This window comes from Hymenobacter rubripertinctus (genome assembly GCF_003583925.1).
Lineage (GTDB): Bacteria > Bacteroidota > Bacteroidia > Cytophagales > Hymenobacteraceae > Hymenobacter > Hymenobacter rubripertinctus.
The window spans coordinates 1-16,979 of record NZ_QYCN01000011.1 but is presented as its reverse complement, the minus strand read 5'-3'; the positions used below and the strand labels follow the sequence as shown (position 1 = coordinate 16,979).

Here is a 16,979-nt window from a genome sequence, read left to right as displayed (position 1 = left end):
TAATCGACAAAGCTTGTAGCTTGCACCATTATAACATCAAAGCTGATAGCTAATAGCTATCAGCTATCAGCTCAGATAAAATGACCAAACTGCTCGACGGAAAAGTGGCCCTAATTACGGGGGCTTCCAAAGGAATTGGCCGCGCCATTGCGGTGTATTTTGCCCAGCAAGGCGCCCAGGTGGCCTTCACTTACCTCTCCAGCGTGGAGAAAGGCCAGCAGCTGGAACAGGAACTGGCCGACTTCGGCACCAAAGTAAAAGGCTTCCGCTCCGACGCCTCCGTTTTTGCCGAGGCCGAGAAACTGGTGGAAGACGTGGTGGCCGAGTTCGGCAAGCTCGATATTCTGGTCAATAACGCCGGTATTACGCAGGACGGGCTGCTGATGCGCATGAGCGAGCAGCAGTGGGACCAGGTAATGGCCGTGAACCTGAAGTCGGTGTTCAACCTGACCAAAGCCGCCACCAAGCCCATGATGCGGGCCAAGGCCGGCAGCATCATCAACATGTCGTCGGTGGTGGGCGTGAAGGGCAACGCGGGCCAGGCCAACTACGCGGCCTCCAAGGCCGGTATCATTGGCTTCACCAAATCGGTGGCCCTGGAGCTGGGCTCGCGCAATATCCGCTGCAACGCCATTGCCCCGGGCTTCATTGAAACTGAAATGACCGACGCCCTCGACGCCAAGCAGGTAGACGAGTGGCGCAAGGCCATTCCGCTGCGCCGCGGCGGCTCCCCCGAGGACGTAGCCAAAGCCACCGCCTTCCTGGCCTCGGACAACAGCAGCTACATCACCGGCCAGGTATTGCAGGTCGATGGCGGCATGCTGACGTAAGGAGTAAGTATCGGGGGAACTGCGCGGGAGGAGGAATGCCTCTGCTGACAAAGGCCCAACAAGCTCACGTGGCAACCAAAAAAAACCAGTTCTTTTCACAGAACTGGTTTTTTTATGGGTAGTCTTTCCTGGAAACGCTCATCTGGCTCGCTTTTATTGCTTGCTAGGCAAGTAATGGGTTATCATCTGGACGCTACCATCCGTTTCGGTTACGGTGTTGTACTGGAATGTATACGGTCCCGCCACGTATTCTGCTTTCCAGACCAGTTTTACGCTGGGCGGGCACGCCGCTATACCGGTCCACCGGGCATTTTGCCCTCCGTTGCCAGTAAGCGCCTCCGATACAACCGTCATCAGAACCGGACAGCTTAATCCCGTGACTGCTGGTCCCTGCTCCCACTGTTGTCCTACATGTTGAAAAAGAGGATCGGCTTTGGGGCCGCTCGGCACCACTGTGTCTGATGCCTTGTCGCAACTGGCTACTAATAGCACAATTGCTAGTGCCTTTGCACGATGAATGAGTAGGCGTGTCATTTTTTTGATTGTTAAGGGTTTACGGATCAAATCTTCTTATATAAGATACTATATTATAATTTAAGTTACAATATTTATTATTATATTACTACTATACTTGTTTCAGCCAAAACTTCTTTTGCCTGGTTCAAGCTGCGCGTAGTACACTACGAAGTGCGGAATGTGAAACCGGCGGTACCACTCGGCCAGCGGTACACGGCTCTGTGCCAGATTGCAGTAAAGCAGCATGCCGTCGGTTTCATAGGGCGGCGTGTATACCAGCAGCGGTATTCTGGGGCCGATGGGCAGATGAATCTCCGTGGCCGGATTATTGGCGGGGCGGCCCGTCTGGTCGGCGGCGCGATACTCGCGGCGGATGTCGGGGCGGATGCTGTACTGGTCGGCGCGGCCTTTGGCAGCCGGAAACTCCCGGCGCAGTAGCGCTCGGGGAAACAGAAAGCGGGTTTCCAGCTGCCGGGCGTACACGGTAAACGTGAGGCGGCCCAGCGAATCGAACCAGGAAATGCCCCGCCACGGCCGCCGTGCCCGACGTGCTACCCCTGAGACGCTACCTGTTCCGGCCGTTGCGCCAGGAGCTATGGCCGTACGAGGTGTGCACGGCCCGCCTCTCGGCCCGCGAAGACGAGTTGCTCCTGCTACTGGCCCAGCACCGCAACGGCGTGCTGAACCGCCGGGAATGCCTACACCGCTTCTGGGGCGACGACAATTTTTTTACGGCCCGTTCCATGGACGTATTCATTTCCCGCCTGCGGAAATACCTGCGTCAGGATTAAAACCTGGAAATCCTCAATATCCGTGGCGTGGGCTACAAGTTGCTAACGTAGTGGCGCGCATCTGGTCGTCAGGCATGAACACGGACCACGTCGCTCCTGCCCTTACTCCCCCAGCCGCCGCAAATACTGCGGCGGCACGGCTTCAGTGAGCCAGACGCCGTTATCGGCCTGGTAGAACGGGTGGCCTTCGGCGTGCAGTGGGGCCGTATTGACTAACAGTACCACGGGCGCGCCGTGGCGGCTGCCTACCTGCCGGGCCGTGGCCGCCTCAGCGCTCAGGTGCACGTGCTGGCGGTTCATCTTTTGCAGCCCCTGCTCCAGAATGACATTCAGATTGCGCTCCGCCGTGCCGTGGTAGAGCACGGCCGGCGGTACTGCCGGCACATAGCCCAACTCCACCGCCACCGAGTGGCCCTGGCTGGCGCGGATGCGCTGCTGGTCGTCGGAGAGGCGGAACCGCTGCTTGGCGTTGGTGGCCACGAGGTGCAACAGGGCTTCGTGGGTCAGCGGCACCTGGTGGGCCCGGGCCTGGGTCAGCAGCGTGTCAACGGGTACCCAGCCTTGGTCGTCCAGGGTCAGGCCCAGGTGAGCCGGGTCGTGGCGCAGCACTAGGCTCAGGAGCTTACTGAGGCGGGTGGTTTCTTTGTCGGATAGCATGACTTCGCTGAGTTCGACTATTATTCACCTACGGCCACTCGCTTAGATACGCCCGGAATGAAGGACTTGCGCACCCGGCGGAGTCCAGCCTCAGCGGGCCAGCAGGTTGTACATATAATTTCAGAAAAGATAAAGTAGATGTACAACTTGGCGCGCGCGGTTGTACATCTACTTTGCCTTTTCTGAAATTACATGTACAACCTGCTGGCCCGGGTCGCGGGGGTTGAACGCAGGCCGGGCACTGCGCGCCGCCCCCGTAACCACGTGAAAGCTGCCTTTTCTTACAACACCTGCCCCAGCCCGAACAGCAACGTGAACACGAGCGTGGTGAGGGCCATTTGCTTGAGCAGCGGGTCGAGTTGCAGGGAATCCTGGCGCTGCCACACGGCGCGGGCGTTGCGCAGCAGCAGCGGGGCGCTCAGCAGGAACAGCCACTGCCAGGGCGAGTGGTAGGTAAAGGCCACGTAGAGCACGGCCGCCGAAAAGCCCAGCACCAGCAGCAGCCAGTGGTAGCGGCGGGCCTGCACGGGGCCCAGCCGCACCGGAATCGTGATTTTACCGGCCAGCTTGTCGGAGCGGATGTCGCGGATGTTGTTCACGTTGAGCACGGCCGTGGCGAAGCAGCCCAGCGCGGCGGCTGGCAGCAGCACCGGCAGCGGCAGGGCCTGGGTCCAGACGGGTACCTGGCTGTAGGCTTGCAGGAAATACGTGCCGCACACGCCCACGAGCCCAAAGAACACGAACACCGACAGGTCGCCCAGGCCGGCGTAGCCGTAGGGCTTGCTGCCGGCCGTGTAGTTCACCGCCGCCCAGATGGCCGACAAACCCAGCAGCAGAAACGCCAGAAATACCCAGGCCCCGGCCGCGCCCAGCGCCACCCACAGCAGCAGCAGCCCACTCCCGAGCGACAATGCCCCGAACAGGCCCATGCCCCGCTTCATCTGGGCCGGCGAAATAACCCCGCTCTGCACGGCCCGCTGAGGCCCTTCCCGGTGTACGCTGTCGGCCCCGTTCTGGGAGTCGCCGTAGTCGTTGGCCAGGTTGCTCAGGATCTGGAGCAGAATGGTAGTCAGGGCCGCCAGGGCCACCACGGCGGGCCGGAACTGGCCGTGGCTGGCCGCCAGAAAGCCCCCGGCCATAATACTGGCCAACGCCAGCGGCAACGTACGCGGCCGAAACGCCGAAATCCAGGCTTTAGCCGGACTCAGGGGAGCAGAAGAAGTCATTGCGGGCAATGGGGGTGACAGGTGACGGGTAACAGGTGAAAAGAACGTCATTCCTCGGCAAGCTCGGAATGACGTTCTTCTTGTACAGAAACGCCGGGAGCGTCAGCCCCAAATTTACACCTTAATCCGCTTCAATAGCCGCGATGCGCGCCGCCGTCAGCTCCCGGAAATGGGCCACGACCAGGTTGGCGTGGCTCAGGTCCTGGAGGGGCGAGTGCGGGCTGTTGTAGCCGATGCAGTAGAGGCCGGCGCCTTTGGCGGCCGTTACGCCGTTGGCCGAGTCCTCAATCACCAGGCACTCGGATGGGGGCGCGGTGGCCAGGGCGGCAGCGTGGGCGAAAATGGCCGGATCGGGCTTGGAGCGCGGAAAGTCTTCCCCGCTGAGCAGGTGGCTGAAATACGGGCCGAGTTCGAAGCGGCGCATCACCCGGTTGATGGTGGAGTGCGAGGCCGAGGACGCCAGCAGCAGCTCCAGGCCGTGCTGGTGCAGGTCCTCAATCAGGGCCCGCACACCGTCGAGCAGCTCCAGGTCGGGCTTTTCGTCGAAGGCCCGGTTGAAGAACGCCCGCTTGCCCAGCACCAGCGCCGGCACCTCATCTGCCAGGCCGTGCTGGTTTTTGAGGTGCTGGTACACGTTTTTGGTGGAGCGCCCGGTGAAAGTGGCGTACTCGGCATTGGTTACCGTAATGCCCAGCTCCTCGAAGTGCCGGAAGTAGGCGTAACGGTGCACGGGCTCGGTATCGACGATAACGCCGTCCATGTCGAAGATAACGGTTCGCATCATGCACGTGAGAGGTTGGGTACGGGCACGAAGGTACTGAACTGCGCCGCCCCCGCTGCCCGCTCTACTTCCGGAGGGCCGTCAGTAGTTCCTCGCTCAGCGGGTTCACCTTGGAAGGGTAAAAGGCCTGCACGTGGCCGGTTTCATCAATGAGGTACTTGCAGAAATTCCAGTTCGGCTTCTCGTCGGTCACGCCGTTCTGGGCCTTGCTGCCCAGGTAGCGGAAGAGGGGCGCGGCATCGGGGCCGGCCACCGATACCTTGCTGAAAAGCGGGAACGTGACGCCGAAGTTCTTCTCGCAGAAACTGGCAATTTGGGCGTCGGAGCCGGGCTCCTGGCCGCCGAAGTTGTTGGCCGGGAAGCCCAGCACCGTCACCTGACCGCCGTGCTGGCGGTGCAGCTCTTCCAGCTCCTTGTATTGGGGCGTGTAGCCGCACTCGGAGGCCGTGTTCACGATGAGCAGCTTGTGGCCCTGGTACTGACGCAGGGGCACGTCGCGCCCCTCAATACTTTTGAGGGTGAAATCGTAAACGGACGAGGCAGCAGTAGTTTCAGACATGGTAGCGGGAGAAGAGGGAGTACGGGCCGGTGCAAGGCCCCCGGCCAGCAGCACACCCAACGGGACGAACGTTTTCCTGAGTGGCCGGGGCAGGAAGAATACGGCCCCTAAACCAAACCGCTTGCGCAATGTTCGGCAACCAGTCCCGCCAGGCCCTGCCGGGGCCACTACGGGGAAATAAATTGCCGGAATTTTGCACGTCAGAACGCGACCCTAGCCGAAAAGCCCCTACTTTCGTCAATTGGCGCATCATCAACATTCTACTAATCTGCTCATGCGTAAGACGTTCTATTCGGTCATCACCGGCACAGGCTCTTATCTGCCGACCCGAATCGTCAAAAACGAGGAATTCATTCCAACTGCTTTTTTTGACGCCGACGGGGTCCGTCTGACCAAGCCGGGGGCGGAAATCGTGGAGCGTTTCGCCCAGATTACCGACATCCGGGAGCGGCGCTATGCCGAAGCCGACCAGGTAGCTTCCGACCTCGCCTTTCTGGCGGCCGAAAACCTGCTGGCTACCTGCTCCGCCGACCGCGAGCAGCTCGACTACATTCTGGTGGCCCACAACTTCGGCGACATCACGCAAGCCAACCGCCGCTCCGATTTCGTGCCCACGCTGGCGGCCCGCGTCAAGCACAAGCTCGGCATCCAGAACCCCCACTGCGTGGCCTACGACCTGCCCTTCGGTTGTCCGGGCTGGCTCCAGGGCGTCATTCAGGCCGATTACTACCTGCGCTCCGGCGACGCCCAACGGGTGCTCGTGATTGGGGCCGAAACCCTGTCCCGCGTCTGCGACCCCCACGACCGGGATAGCATGATTTACTCCGACGGGGCCGGGGCCGTGCTGCTCGAAGCCCGGGAAACCAACGAGCCCCTGGGCATCCTCTGCCACGGCTCCCGCTCCGACACCATCCAGGCGGCCCACCTGCTGCGCATGGCTACCTCCTGCAACCCCGAGTACGTGGGCGAGGAGCTGTTTCTGAAAATGGAGGGCCGCAAGCTCTACGAGTACGCGCTCAAAACCGTGCCCCAGGCCATCAAGGACTGCCTCGACAAGGCCGACCTCGGCATTGCCGACATGAGCAAACTGCTCATTCACCAGGCCAACGGCAAAATGGACGAGGGCATCCTCAAGCGCCTCTACGCCCTCTATGGCGAAACCAGCATCCCGGCCGGCATCATGCCGATGACCATTTCCTGGCTCGGCAACTCCTCCGTAGCCACCCTGCCCACCCTGCTCGACCTGATTGAGAAAGGCAAGCTCCCCGGCACCACCATCAACCCGGGTGACGTCCTGGTTTTTGCCAGCGTCGGGGCCGGCATGAACTGCAACGCCGTAGTGTACCGGGTGCCTTTTGGTGAGTGAGTGAGTGAGTGAGTGAGTGAGTGAGTGAGTGAGTGAGTGAGTGAAGTGGTGAATGCGTGAACTGTCATTCCGACGCCGGAGGAATCTGGATCAAATAGTTGAACGTTGCTGTTCAATTACTTATTCCAGATTCCTCCGGCGTCGGAATGACAGTTCGGTTGGTGCCGCCTTAGGTTGTTTTGGGGGTGAGCCACTTTTCCAGTTCTACGGGTTCGTAGGCCAGCATGGCGTCGAGCATGCCGTGGGGGTTGGGGTGGCTCAGGAGCTGGTGGCGGTTTTCGCGGCGCAGCAGGCCCTCGTCGGCCATGTGGTCGAGGGCGCGGAGCAGGTGGTCGTAGTAGCCCTGCACGTTGAGCACGCCGATGGGTTTGCGGTGCAGGCCCAGCTGGCCCCAGGTGAGCACCTCGAACAGCTCTTCGAGCGTGCCGTAGCCGCCGGGCATGGCCACGAAGCCCTCGGCCAGGTCGGCCATCATCAGCTTGCGCTCGTGCATGGTTTTTACCACGTGCAGCTCCGTGAGGCCGGTGTGGGCCAGCTCCTTGTCGGCCAGAAAATCGGGGATGACGCCAATGGCTTGGCCGCCGTGCGCCAGCACGGCATCGGCTACGGCCCCCATCAGGCCCACCCGGCCCCCGCCAAATACCAGCGTAAAGCCGCGCTCGGCCAGGGCCTGGCCCATGGCTTGGGCTTGTTGAGTATAAATTTCGGCGGTGCCCGAACTGGCCCCGCAATACACGGCTACGCTTTTCATGGGGAGTTTAGAAGTTTAGGAGTTTAGAAATCAGAAAGTGGGGAGAGTGAGCAAAGCGGCGCACCCTGAAAAACGGCACAACCTGACTTTCTAACTTCTAAACTGCCCCACTTCCAAACGGCGGTTACATCCGCTCCGGCACTTGAATGCCGAGCAGGCCCAGGCTGGCCTTGATGGTCTGGCCGGTTTGGGCCGAGAGGGCCACGTAGAAGGCGCGGTAGGCTTCGTGGGGCTCGGTGAAGATTTTTACTTCGGTGTAGAAGCGGTTATAGGCCCGGGCCACCTCGTAGGCGTACTGGGCTACCACGGCGGGCGAGAACGAGCGGGCGGCCTCCTGCACCACGGCGGCGTAGCGGCCCAGCTCCTGCACCAGCTCCCGGGCCGAGGCCGGCAGCTCCGCCAGGGCCGCCCCATCAAAGTCGGTGGAAAGGCCCATTTCGGCGGCCTTGCGCAGGATGGCGGCAATGCGGGCGTGGGAGTACTGCACAAACGGCCCCGTGTCGCCTTCCAGCTTCACCGATTCCTCGGGGTTGAAGAGCATGCGCTTCTTGGGGTCTACCTTGAGCAGGTAGTACTTGAGCGCGCCCAGGCCCAGCATGTGGTAGAGGTCGGCCAGCTCCTGCTCGTTGAGGCCCTCGGTTTTGCCCTTTTCGAGGGTGGCCGCTTTGGCGGCGGCTTCCACTTCGCGCACCAGCTCATCGGCATCTACCACGGTACCTTCGCGGCTTTTCATCTTGCCCGAGGGCAGGTCTACCATGCCGTAGCTGAGGTGGTAGATGGCATCGGCGTAGGGCTTGCCCAGCTTCTGGAGCACGGCCCGCAGCACCTGCATGTGGTAGTTCTGCTCGTCGGCAATCACGTACACGCTCAGGTCGTAGCCGAAATCCTGGTACTTGAGCTCGGCCGTGCCCAGGTCCTGGGTGATGTACACGCTCGTGCCGTCGGCGCGGAGCAGGAGCTTCTCATCAAGGCCTTCCGCCTTCAGGTCCACCCACACCGAGCCGTCGTCCTTCTTAAAGAACACGCCTGTTGAAAGGCCTTCCTCCACCCGCTCCTTGCCCAGCAGGTAGGTGCCGGATTCGTAGTAGAACTGGTCGAAATCAACGCCGATGTTGGCGTAGGTGGCATCGAAACCCTCGTACACCCAGCCGTTCATCTGCTGCCAGAGGCTCACCACGGCCTCGTCGCCGGCTTCCCACTGGCGCAGCATGTCCTGGGCTTCCAGCATCAGCGGGGCCTGGCGCTTGGCTACGTCGGCGGCCACGCCCTCGGCTTCGAGCTGGCGGACCTGCTCGCGGTAGTGCTTCTCGAACAGCACGTAGTATTTGCCCGCCAGGTGGTCGCCCTTGATACCGGCGCTGCCCGGGGTTTCGCCCTGGCCGTACTGCTGGTAGGCCAGCATCGACTTGCAGATATGAATGCCCCGGTCGTTGACCAGGTTGGCCTTGGTGACGGTGGCGCCGGTGGCTTTCAGAATTTCGGCCACCGAGTAGCCCAGAAAGTTGTTGCGCAAATGGCCCAGATGCAGGGGCTTGTTGGTGTTGGGCGAGGAATACTCCACCACCACATTGCGTGGCCCTTCCGTGGGTACGGGCGTGCCGGCCGGGCGCTGGCGCAGCTCCGTGAACAGCTTCACCCACTCGGCGTCGGCTATTTCCAGGTTGAGGAAGCCCTTGACCACGTTGTAGCCACTCACCAGGGGCACATTGGCCACCAGCCACTCGCCCAGGGCCTGCCCGATTTGCTCGGGGCCTTTGCCCAGGGTTTTGGTGAAGGGAAACGTAACGAGTGTAAACTGGCCGGCAAACTCCTTGCGCGTAGGCTGCAAGGCCAGCTGGGCGGCGGGCACATCGGTACCGAATACGGACTGGACGGCCGCCCCAAGGGCGGTTTTGAGGCTTTGTTCGAGTTGTTGCACGAGCAGCGGGGCGCTTACAGGAAGTCGGGAACCGGACTCCCTCAGAAAGAAGAAAAGGCAAAAACAGCACCTGCCGCGCAAACGACGGCCCGGCCCCCGACAGGGAGCCGGCCGAACTGCTTAGGCCAGGGTTACTGGCAGGGCTGAATGGGCAGGGGCGGCGGCCTGGGGGCGCAGTAGCCCGGCCCGGCCGCCGTTCTGCAAAGGTAGAAACCCCGGCCGGATGCCGCCGCTATTTTTTGCCGCCGGCGGCGCGTCGGCTTCCCTATTGCGGGAAATGCGTAGAGAGCAGGTCCTGCATTTTTTCCGCCGTCAGGGGTTTGCTCAGGAAGCCGGCAATCCGGTGCTCGCGCAACTGGGCCGTATCCTGGGGATGTAGGGAGGTAGTCAGGATAACGGTAACCACCGCTTCGGCCTGGGGCAGTTGCTCCAGGGCATCCAGAAACCGGAGCCCTCCCATCACGGGCATTTTCACGTCCAGCAGCACCAGCACCGGCCCGCCCGTGGGGTGCCGGCCGAAGTAGTCGCGCAGCATGGCCAGGGCCTGTTCGCCGTTGAGGGCCACCGACAGCTCCCCGGCAACCCCCAGCCGCGTCAGCAGGCGCTGGTTAAGATAGTTGGTGATGGAGTCGTCGTCGGCCAGCAGTACGCAGGGCAGCTTCGGCATGAGGAAGGATTAAGTAATCGGTTTTGAGTGTCAGGCCCGGCACCTACCGGCCGGCCGCTAACCAACGCGGAGCCCAATAGTTCGCCCCAGGCGGCGGGTAGTTCAGGGGCAGAAAAATCAGCCGGGTAAAACCGCCGGGGCAGCGCCGCCGGCCGGGGCGGGCAGGAAAACGGTGAACGTGGAGCCCTGATGCAGCTGCGAGTTCACCTCAATGCGGCCACCGGCATTCTCCACCATCTTTTTCACCATGTAGAGCCCGATACCGGAGCCCTCCACGTGGTCGTGCAGGCGCTGGAACATGCCGAACAGCTTCTGCTCGCCGCTCATGTTCAGGCCCAGCCCGTTGTCCTGCACCTCCAGGGCTGTATAGCCGCTCGCCGCCGGCCGGCACCGGATGCTCACCTGGCAGGGCCGGTCGGGGGCGTGGTACTTGAAGGCGTTGCTGAGCAGGTTGTACACCACCGAGCGCAGGTTTTTTTCGGCGAAGTACACCGTCGGGCAGGCCTCAATGGCCACGCTCAGGCGGCCACCCACAGCCCGGATCAGGGGTTGCAAATCCTGGCACACATCCTCGATAACGGGTTGCAGGTTCACGGGGCCGTTGGGCAGGGTGTTTTCCTTTTGCAGCTTCGATATGTCGGTCAGGTACCCGATGGTGCGCTTGAAGCGGTCCACCGAATCCTGCATCATCTCCAGCACACTGGTTACTTCGGCGGGGCGATGGTCCTCGGGCAGTTCCTGGCGCAGCGTGTCGAGCAGGCCCTCGATGTTGGTGATGGGGGCTCTCAGGTCGTGGGAGGCGGTGTAGATGAAGTTGTCGAGGTCGATGTTGACGCGGGTGAGCTGCTGGTTGTTTTCGCGCAGCTCCCGCTGGGCCTGGTCGATGCGGTCCAGGGCCAGCTTGTGCTCGTGGATGTCGGTGTAGGTGCCAATCCACTGCACCAGTTCGCCGACCTCGTTGTGTGAGGGGCGGATGCGTCCCAGCATCCAACGGTAGTTGCCTTGCGCATCCCGAATCCGGCTTTCCACCTCCGCATCCCGGCCGCTGCCCAGGCACTCACGCCAGCGCCGCATCACTTCCGGCAAATCATCGGGGTGTAAGTAGGACAGGGTACTATTCTTCTCGAAATGCACCGTCGTCGACTGGCCGGTATAGTTGTACCAGCTCAGGTTAAGATAGGACGGCTTGCCTTCGGGACTGGCCGTCCAGGCAATGTGGGGGAGACCTTCCAGAATCCGGCTGGTTTCGGCAACGGCCTGCGCTTGGGCACGCAACGCCTCCTGCTGGCGCTCCAGCTGGGCGTTCTGCTCGGCTACCTGGGCCCGGATGGCGCTGATTTCGCGGTGGGCCGAAACGTCGGTGGCAATAACGGCCACCATCCGGGCATCGCCGAAGCTGAGCACGTTCAGGGCGAGGGCGAAGGGACGGAGGCGGCCATCTTCGTCGCGCAGAATCATTTCCCCCCTGCTTTTGCCCGCCCACCCGGCCGCCATCAGTTCGGCCCAGTACGCCTCCGCCTCTGCTGGCACGAAGCGGTTGAACGAAAAGCCCATTAACGTGTGGAGTGGGGCCGCCAGCAGCCCGGCCAGGCAGGCGTTGCAATACAGGATGGTGGCATCCTGGCCCAGCAGCAACGCCCCTTCATTCATCTGCTCAATGAGGGTGCGGTAGGTCTGGTCGGCCCCTTCGAGCGTGAAAATGCGCGGCCCGTCGGCCCCCTGCACGGCCAGCGCGTCGATGGTGCCGGTCCGGATGGCGGCAATCAGGTCTTCGGCTTCCTGGAGCTGCTGGCGGAGCGCTTCATTCTCGCGGGCCAGAGCCCCGGCCGTCCCGGGCAACGAAGAATCAGGTGACATCAGGCAGGAAGTTGAGCGTCGTCAGAATCCGGAGTCAGGCCCAGCACGGCCAGCACCCGACGGCGGTTGGAAAGGTCGCCGACCAGCCAGCGGATAAGCCCCGGACGCTTTTTCACCAGCGTGGGCGCGGCAATGATCTGGACCTGCTGGGCCAGCTCGGGCTGCTGATAAATGTCGATAATCAGCAGCTCATAGCGTCCGGCCAGGTACCGTTCGCAGATGTCTTTGAGGTTGCGCACGGCCCGCGTGGAGTTGGGCGTGGCACCGGTAATGTAGAGCTCCAGCACGTACTCGGGGGCAGGGGTTGTATCGGCGGGCAGCAAGTCGTCCATGAGCAGCGCGCTTAGCAGGCGTCGAGGGCCCGCAGATCGAGGCCCACCAGCACGCGCTCGTGGTTCGAGAGGTCACCGATAACCTTGCGGATGGGCGAGGGCACCTTGCGCACCAGCGTCGGGATGGCCAGGATCTGGTCTCCTTCGGCCAGCTGCGGGTTCAGCAGCAGGTCCACCACTTCGAGCCGGTAGCGGCCCTTCAGGTGCTCCTCGCAGTACTTTTTCAGGTTGGCCAGGGCCGTCACCGATTTTACCGTCTGGCCAGCTACATACAGGCGCAATTCCCACATTTCCTCGTCCATGGTTGCTCTGCTTGAATACCCGGCGGCGGCGTAAGTCTGGAGTGGTAACACTCCGCACTTCCCCTCGCGGGTTGTGTTAATTTGGATTGATTGATGGACTGCGCCGGCCCCGGGAGGGGCCGGCCCCTCAACGTACGGGCTACTCCGCCGAACCGTTGGGACCAGCAGCCGGACGGGTCGAAAAATTTTGTCCTAGCTGCCGGCGGTCCTGGCGCAGGGTTAGCTGGCGCTCCTCCTCCTCCGACGTTACCCGGCGCAGCTCCTCCTCCACCGACTCAAACTCGGTGCGCAGGTTGGCAATAGTGGCTTCCAGCACCCGACGCTTGCGCTCCAGTTCCCGGTCGCGGCGCTCCGTTTCCTGCTGGTCGGCCAGCGCCTGAGCCTGCTCCTGCATGCCCTGGGCAAGGCGGCTGGCCCCAGTGATAATGCCCGCCGGGCCCACCAGCACATCGAGCAGACGGATACCCTGGGCCGTAACCACGAACTCGCGCACCTGGTTGGAGTGGGCCATGCCCCGGGCCTTCAGAATACTCACGCCCCGGTTCCGCTCGCCTATCCCCTCCAGGTCGCGCACGTGAATCCAGACGTCAACGAGCGAGGAGATTCCGTCTTCTCCCATTTCCTGGCCGTGGCTGCTGCCAATTAAGGCGGTAAACAGGGCCGTAATGCCTTCCACCTTCAGAAAATCAACCAGCCGGGTGAGCATACTGCTCACCTCCGAGATGCTGCCCACCGATACGAGGTTGCTGATGGGGTCGATGACTACGCTCTGGGGTTTAAACCGGCCGATGAGCTTGTGGACCGTGACCAGGTGGCGCTCCAGCCCGCTGATAGTGGGGCGGCTGGCTTCAATCAGCAACTGGCCGCTTTCTACAAACGGGGCCAGGTTGAGGCCCACCGAGGCCATGTTGCGCAGCAGCTGGGCCGGCGACTCTTCGAAGGCGAAAATCAGGCACCGCTCGCCCCGGCGGCAGGCTTCGAGGGCGAAGGCCGCGCCGAGCGTGGTTTTGGCCGTGCCCGCCGTGCCCGTTACCAGCACGCTGCTACCCCGGTACAGGCCGCCACGCATGAACATGGTATCGAGGTCGGCCACACCGGTCGAAACGATTTCATTGGACACCGAGTGTTCCAGCTTGAGCGACGTAACGGGCAGCACCGAAATCCCGTCCTCGGTGATGATGTAGGGATACTCGTTGGTGCCGTGGGTGCTGCCGCGGTACTTCACAATGCGCAGGCGGCGGGTCGTAATCTGGTCAATCACGCGGTTATCGAGCAGGATTACGCAGTCCGACACGTACTCTTCCAGGCCCTGGCGCGTGAGCGTGCCATCGCCCCGCTCCGCCGTTATCACGGTGGTCACGCCCTTGTCTTTGAGCCAGCGGAACAGCCGCCGGATTTCGGAGCGCAGGATGGCCTCGTTCGGAAAGCCCGAAAACAACGACTCGATGGTATCGAGCACCACCCGCTTGGCCCCGATGGTATCGATGGCGTAGCCCAACCGGATGAACAGCCCTTCGAGGTCGTACTCCCCGGTTTCGGCAATTTCCGAGCGGTCGACGTGTACGTGGTCGAGGCGCAGCTTTTTATCGGTTTGCAGCTGGACCAGATCGAAGCCCAGCGAGGCCACGTTGGCGGTCAGTTCGGCGGCCGTTTCCTCGAACGTCATGAGCACGCCCGGCTCGTCGTAGTCCAGGATGCCGCGCACCAGAAACTCTACGCCGAGCAGCGTTTTACCGCAGCCCGCGCTGCCGCATACCAGCGTGGGCCGGCCCTGGGGCAGGCCACCTTCCGTTATTTCATCGAGGCCGTCAATTCCGGTAAGGGCTTTGGGCAACTGGGATAGCGCGGCGATACGGGGAAGCGGGCTTCGGGACATAAGAGGCAGTTTGATGGCAAGATAAAAGTTTCTAGCCACCCAGGTCCTTCTGTCCCACAGGCCGGGGCCGGGCACCGGGAGCTGACTGCTGGTTGAAGCATCCTTCATTCCTGCGCTACCGCCACTCCAGGCCCGCTGCCGGTGCACGCAACTGAATACGCCAACTGAGTGTTAATTATTCCATTTTATATTAGCAAAAACCTATACATATTTTTGGTATCTTCCCTTATCCACTCTTTAACTGCCTTACTATGAAAATCTTACTTCTACTGCTGCTGGCCGGCGGCCTCTTGTTGCCGGCTTCACCCGCCCCGGCCCAGAACTGCGGCCACTACTACAACCTGGAGCAGGGTGGCCGCTACGAGCTGACTACTTACGACAGTCGCGACCGGGTAACGGGGCGCATTGTGCAGGAAGTGGGGAAGGTGACCACCCAGACCGGCAAAACCACGGCCCAGATGCACCAGCAGACTTTCGACAAGCAGAATAAGCTCGTGAGCCAGGCCGATTTCACGGTCGAGTGCCAGGCCGGGCTGGTGCGCCTCGACATGCGGGCGCTGTTCAACCCGCAGGGCAGCCCGGGGGCGGCCAAGGGCGCCAACGTGCAGGTAACCGGCGACCTGCTGGAATTGCCCGCCAACCTGCAACCGGGCACCCCGCTCAAAAACGGCTCCATGACGGCCACCATGAGCAGCCAGCCGGGCCTGCCGGCATCCACCACCGTCATCTCCGTTACCAACCGCAAAGTAGAAAGCAACGAGGCCCTGACAACCGCTGCCGGCAGCTTCAAGTGCGCTAAAATATCGCAGGATATGGAAGTAAAGATGGGCATCGGGGCGCTGGCCCTCCCGTTTGCCATGCACACGGTGGAGTGGTATTCTCCCGGCGTAGGCCCCGTGCGCTCCGAAACCTACCGCAAAGACAAACTCCTCGGCTACACCGTGCTCACCTCCGCCCCGCGGTAGTGAGGAATCGGTGAACGAGTGAATGATTTTTTTTCATTCGTGACTTATTCACTGCTGTTACGCAGTAGCCCCAGCGGGGCGGCATGTCGGTAGCCGAAGAAGCCGGCAAGCACCAAAGCCCCAGCGGGGCGACACCATTCGTTCAATCGTCAGTGTCGCCCCGCTGGGGCTTTAAAAAAGCTGTGCGTATCCTTTCTACCGATATGTCGCCCCGCTGGGGCTACCACGTAATATCAGGTATTCACCAACTCACCACTACCGGCTCACTACCTCCTCCATGCGCAGGCGGTTCTGAATGGCATCAGTGGCGGCTTCGAGGATGTCGAAGGCGTTCTGGGCCATGGTGTTTTCCGAGTCGAGGGTGGGGTTGATTTCTACCATCTCGCAACAAGAAATTACTTTGTCCCGGAATATAAGCTGTTCAGCGGACACAAGCGCCCATTGATCGAAAAATATTTACTGGGATTTTGTCTAGAAGTGTAGATAATGTAAGGGAGGGCATATATTTGCTCCGTTAGTGTTTCCTACTTCTTATTCGATTGTTCGTGCGTTCCTCTCTCCTTCCTGCCCTGGCCCTGCTGGGCCCACTACTGCTAGCCGGCTGCCGCCAGGATAAAGACCCGCAACCCAACCCCTGCGCCGCCGCCCAGGCCAATCCGCTCAGCTTCCGTTTCCTGGAAAACTACGGCACCCCCMCCCCCGACACGGCCTACGCCAAGCAGGACATCACCTTCGAAGGCCCCGGCGCCCCCTACACCAGCTACGAGTGGCGCGTGGGCAACGACGCGCGCGTGTTCACCGACCGCCAGTTCAGCCTCTATTTCTACGAAAAAGACGCCGGCGACTACCGCGTACGCCTGATTGCCCGTCGCCCCCCTAACACCAAGTGCTTTCCCAACGACGACGGCGTGGACACGCTCACCCAGGTGCTGAGCTTGGTGCCGCGCTCCTTCCGCAAAGGGCCCATCTACGGCAAGTTCCAGGGCAGCAACACCGACGCCCCGAAAGACACATTTACTATTCGCGTGTTCCAGGGACCCAACTACGTATACCCCAACGACCCGGCGGTGGCTCCCTATGACTACCTACACAACATCGGCCGGGGCTGCCAGTCGCCCTACTTCAGCATCGGCCTGACCTGGCGCGGCATTGATTTCATATATGGCCGCATTGACTTCAGGTGCTTGGAAGAAAGCGGCCGGGGCTATCTGACGACGCGCGATTCGATCCGGGTTGAGTACACTCAGTACACTTCTACCACTGACTTAAAGCGCGTTAGCCGCGTGTTTCTCGGTCGACGCGTACGCTGACAACTCCTTCATTTGTGATTCATCCATGACCGTCTTCACGGTCATGGATGAATCACCTTTTTTTCCTAAGATTTATGAAAACAACACTACTCACGCTGGTGGTCGGGCTAGGTATTGCCCTATCTCTACTCTACCCTACTATTTTAGTTACCTGATAGTGAGCGACTTTCCAGCTAATCCAGCGCAGCAAGGCGTCCACCATCCGGGCCATCGGTTCGTGCGGGCTCATGACGGGGCGGGTGAGTTGGCGCAAAATATTGAGGCCGTGGCGGCTT

The 16,979-nt window shown here is 61.5% G+C and carries 18 protein-coding genes; 5 read left to right on the top strand and 13 right to left on the bottom strand.

Translation table 11 applies throughout. The features are described from left to right. Nucleotides 1-80: 80 nt before the first annotated feature. Nucleotides 81-830: a 3-oxoacyl-[acyl-carrier-protein] reductase gene (fabG, locus tag D0T11_RS08855; RefSeq protein WP_119655428.1), complete on the top strand. Its 750-nt coding sequence runs from the start codon at nt 81-83 to the stop codon at nt 828-830. Nucleotides 831-1,466: 636 nt separating this feature from the next. Here the strand turns inward: fabG and D0T11_RS08850 are convergent. After that, entirely contained in the window at nt 1,467-1,829 is a 363-nt protein-coding gene (locus D0T11_RS08850; RefSeq protein ID WP_119655427.1) for a hypothetical protein, read from the bottom strand. Nucleotides 1,830-1,885: 56 nt separating this feature from the next. Between D0T11_RS08850 and D0T11_RS08845 the strand changes: the two genes are divergently transcribed. After that, nucleotides 1,886-2,137: a helix-turn-helix domain-containing protein gene (locus D0T11_RS08845; protein ID WP_119655426.1), complete on the top strand. Its 252-nt coding sequence runs from the start codon at nt 1,886-1,888 to the stop codon at nt 2,135-2,137. A gap of 102 nt (nt 2,138-2,239) precedes the next feature. On the opposite strand, the gene D0T11_RS08840 is transcribed toward D0T11_RS08845, so the two are convergent. From D0T11_RS08840 to D0T11_RS08825, 4 genes are all read right to left on the bottom strand, one after another. Beyond that, nucleotides 2,240-2,794 carry an RNA 2'-phosphotransferase gene (locus D0T11_RS08840; RefSeq protein ID WP_119655425.1) on the bottom strand — a complete coding sequence of 185 codons (555 nt, stop codon included), beginning with the start codon at nt 2,792-2,794 and terminating at the stop codon, nt 2,240-2,242. A gap of 281 nt (nt 2,795-3,075) precedes the next feature. Beyond that, nucleotides 3,076-4,020 (bottom strand): 1,4-dihydroxy-2-naphthoate polyprenyltransferase, encoded by a 945-nt coding sequence (locus tag D0T11_RS08835; RefSeq protein ID WP_119655424.1) that lies wholly within the window; start codon nt 4,018-4,020, stop codon nt 3,076-3,078. A 121-nt stretch (nt 4,021-4,141) separates the two neighbouring features. Then, nucleotides 4,142-4,804 (bottom strand): HAD family hydrolase, encoded by a 663-nt coding sequence (locus D0T11_RS08830; protein WP_119655423.1) that lies wholly within the window; start codon nt 4,802-4,804, stop codon nt 4,142-4,144. Nucleotides 4,805-4,865: 61 nt separating this feature from the next. After that, nucleotides 4,866-5,360 carry a glutathione peroxidase gene (locus D0T11_RS08825; protein ID WP_119655422.1) on the bottom strand — a complete coding sequence of 165 codons (495 nt, stop codon included), beginning with the start codon at nt 5,358-5,360 and terminating at the stop codon, nt 4,866-4,868. 274 nt (nt 5,361-5,634) lie between these two features. Between D0T11_RS08825 and D0T11_RS08820 the strand changes: the two genes are divergently transcribed. Continuing rightward, nucleotides 5,635-6,726: a 3-oxoacyl-ACP synthase III family protein gene (locus D0T11_RS08820; protein ID WP_119655421.1), complete on the top strand. Its 1,092-nt coding sequence runs from the start codon at nt 5,635-5,637 to the stop codon at nt 6,724-6,726. Nucleotides 6,727-6,895: 169 nt separating this feature from the next. On the opposite strand, the gene D0T11_RS08815 is transcribed toward D0T11_RS08820, so the two are convergent. The 7 genes from D0T11_RS08815 to kaiC all read right to left on the bottom strand — a co-directional run bounded on the left by D0T11_RS08815 (nt 6,896) and on the right by kaiC (nt 14,387). Continuing rightward, nucleotides 6,896-7,477, bottom strand: a complete 582-nt coding sequence (locus D0T11_RS08815) for an LOG family protein (RefSeq protein WP_119655420.1) — start codon at nt 7,475-7,477, stop codon at nt 6,896-6,898. Nucleotides 7,478-7,601: 124 nt separating this feature from the next. Further along, nucleotides 7,602-9,395, bottom strand: a complete 1,794-nt coding sequence (argS, locus tag D0T11_RS08810; RefSeq protein WP_119655419.1) for an arginine--tRNA ligase — start codon at nt 9,393-9,395, stop codon at nt 7,602-7,604. Between the two features lie 265 nt (nt 9,396-9,660). Continuing rightward, a complete protein-coding gene (locus D0T11_RS08805) occupies nt 9,661-10,062 on the bottom strand; it encodes a response regulator (protein WP_119655418.1) in 402 nt (133 codons plus the stop codon). Between the two features lie 117 nt (nt 10,063-10,179). Then, entirely contained in the window at nt 10,180-11,919 is a 1,740-nt protein-coding gene (locus D0T11_RS08800) for a sensor histidine kinase (protein ID WP_119655417.1), read from the bottom strand. Further along, the gene (locus D0T11_RS08795) at nt 11,919-12,251 is read right to left on the bottom strand and encodes a circadian clock KaiB family protein (RefSeq protein WP_119655416.1); all 333 of its coding nucleotides are present in this window, start codon (nt 12,249-12,251) and stop codon (nt 11,919-11,921) included. The genes D0T11_RS08800 and D0T11_RS08795 overlap by 1 nt, the downstream gene beginning before the upstream one ends. An 11-nt stretch (nt 12,252-12,262) precedes the next feature. Beyond that, a complete protein-coding gene (locus tag D0T11_RS08790; RefSeq protein WP_119655415.1) occupies nt 12,263-12,553 on the bottom strand; it encodes a circadian clock KaiB family protein in 291 nt (96 codons plus the stop codon). A gap of 139 nt (nt 12,554-12,692) precedes the next feature. Beyond that, complete coding sequence (gene kaiC / locus D0T11_RS08785) at nt 12,693-14,387, bottom strand: circadian clock protein KaiC (RefSeq protein ID WP_245990697.1); 1,695 nt, start codon at nt 14,385-14,387, stop codon at nt 12,693-12,695. Nucleotides 14,388-14,680: 293 nt separating this feature from the next. On the opposite strand from kaiC, the gene D0T11_RS08780 reads away from it, so the two are divergent. Beyond that, the gene (locus tag D0T11_RS08780; RefSeq protein ID WP_119655413.1) at nt 14,681-15,394 is read left to right on the top strand and encodes a TapB family protein; all 714 of its coding nucleotides are present in this window, start codon (nt 14,681-14,683) and stop codon (nt 15,392-15,394) included. Between the two features lie 255 nt (nt 15,395-15,649). Here the strand turns inward: D0T11_RS08780 and D0T11_RS23100 are convergent, their stop codons facing one another. After that, nucleotides 15,650-15,775 carry a hypothetical protein gene (locus D0T11_RS23100; RefSeq protein WP_317127260.1) on the bottom strand — a complete coding sequence of 42 codons (126 nt, stop codon included), beginning with the start codon at nt 15,773-15,775 and terminating at the stop codon, nt 15,650-15,652. A gap of 164 nt (nt 15,776-15,939) precedes the next feature. Here D0T11_RS23100 and D0T11_RS08770 point away from each other — a divergent pair, with 164 nt between their 5' ends. Beyond that, nucleotides 15,940-16,704 (top strand): hypothetical protein, encoded by a 765-nt coding sequence (locus tag D0T11_RS08770; RefSeq protein ID WP_147374577.1) that lies wholly within the window; start codon nt 15,940-15,942, stop codon nt 16,702-16,704. Nucleotides 16,705-16,979 lie beyond the last annotated feature (275 nt).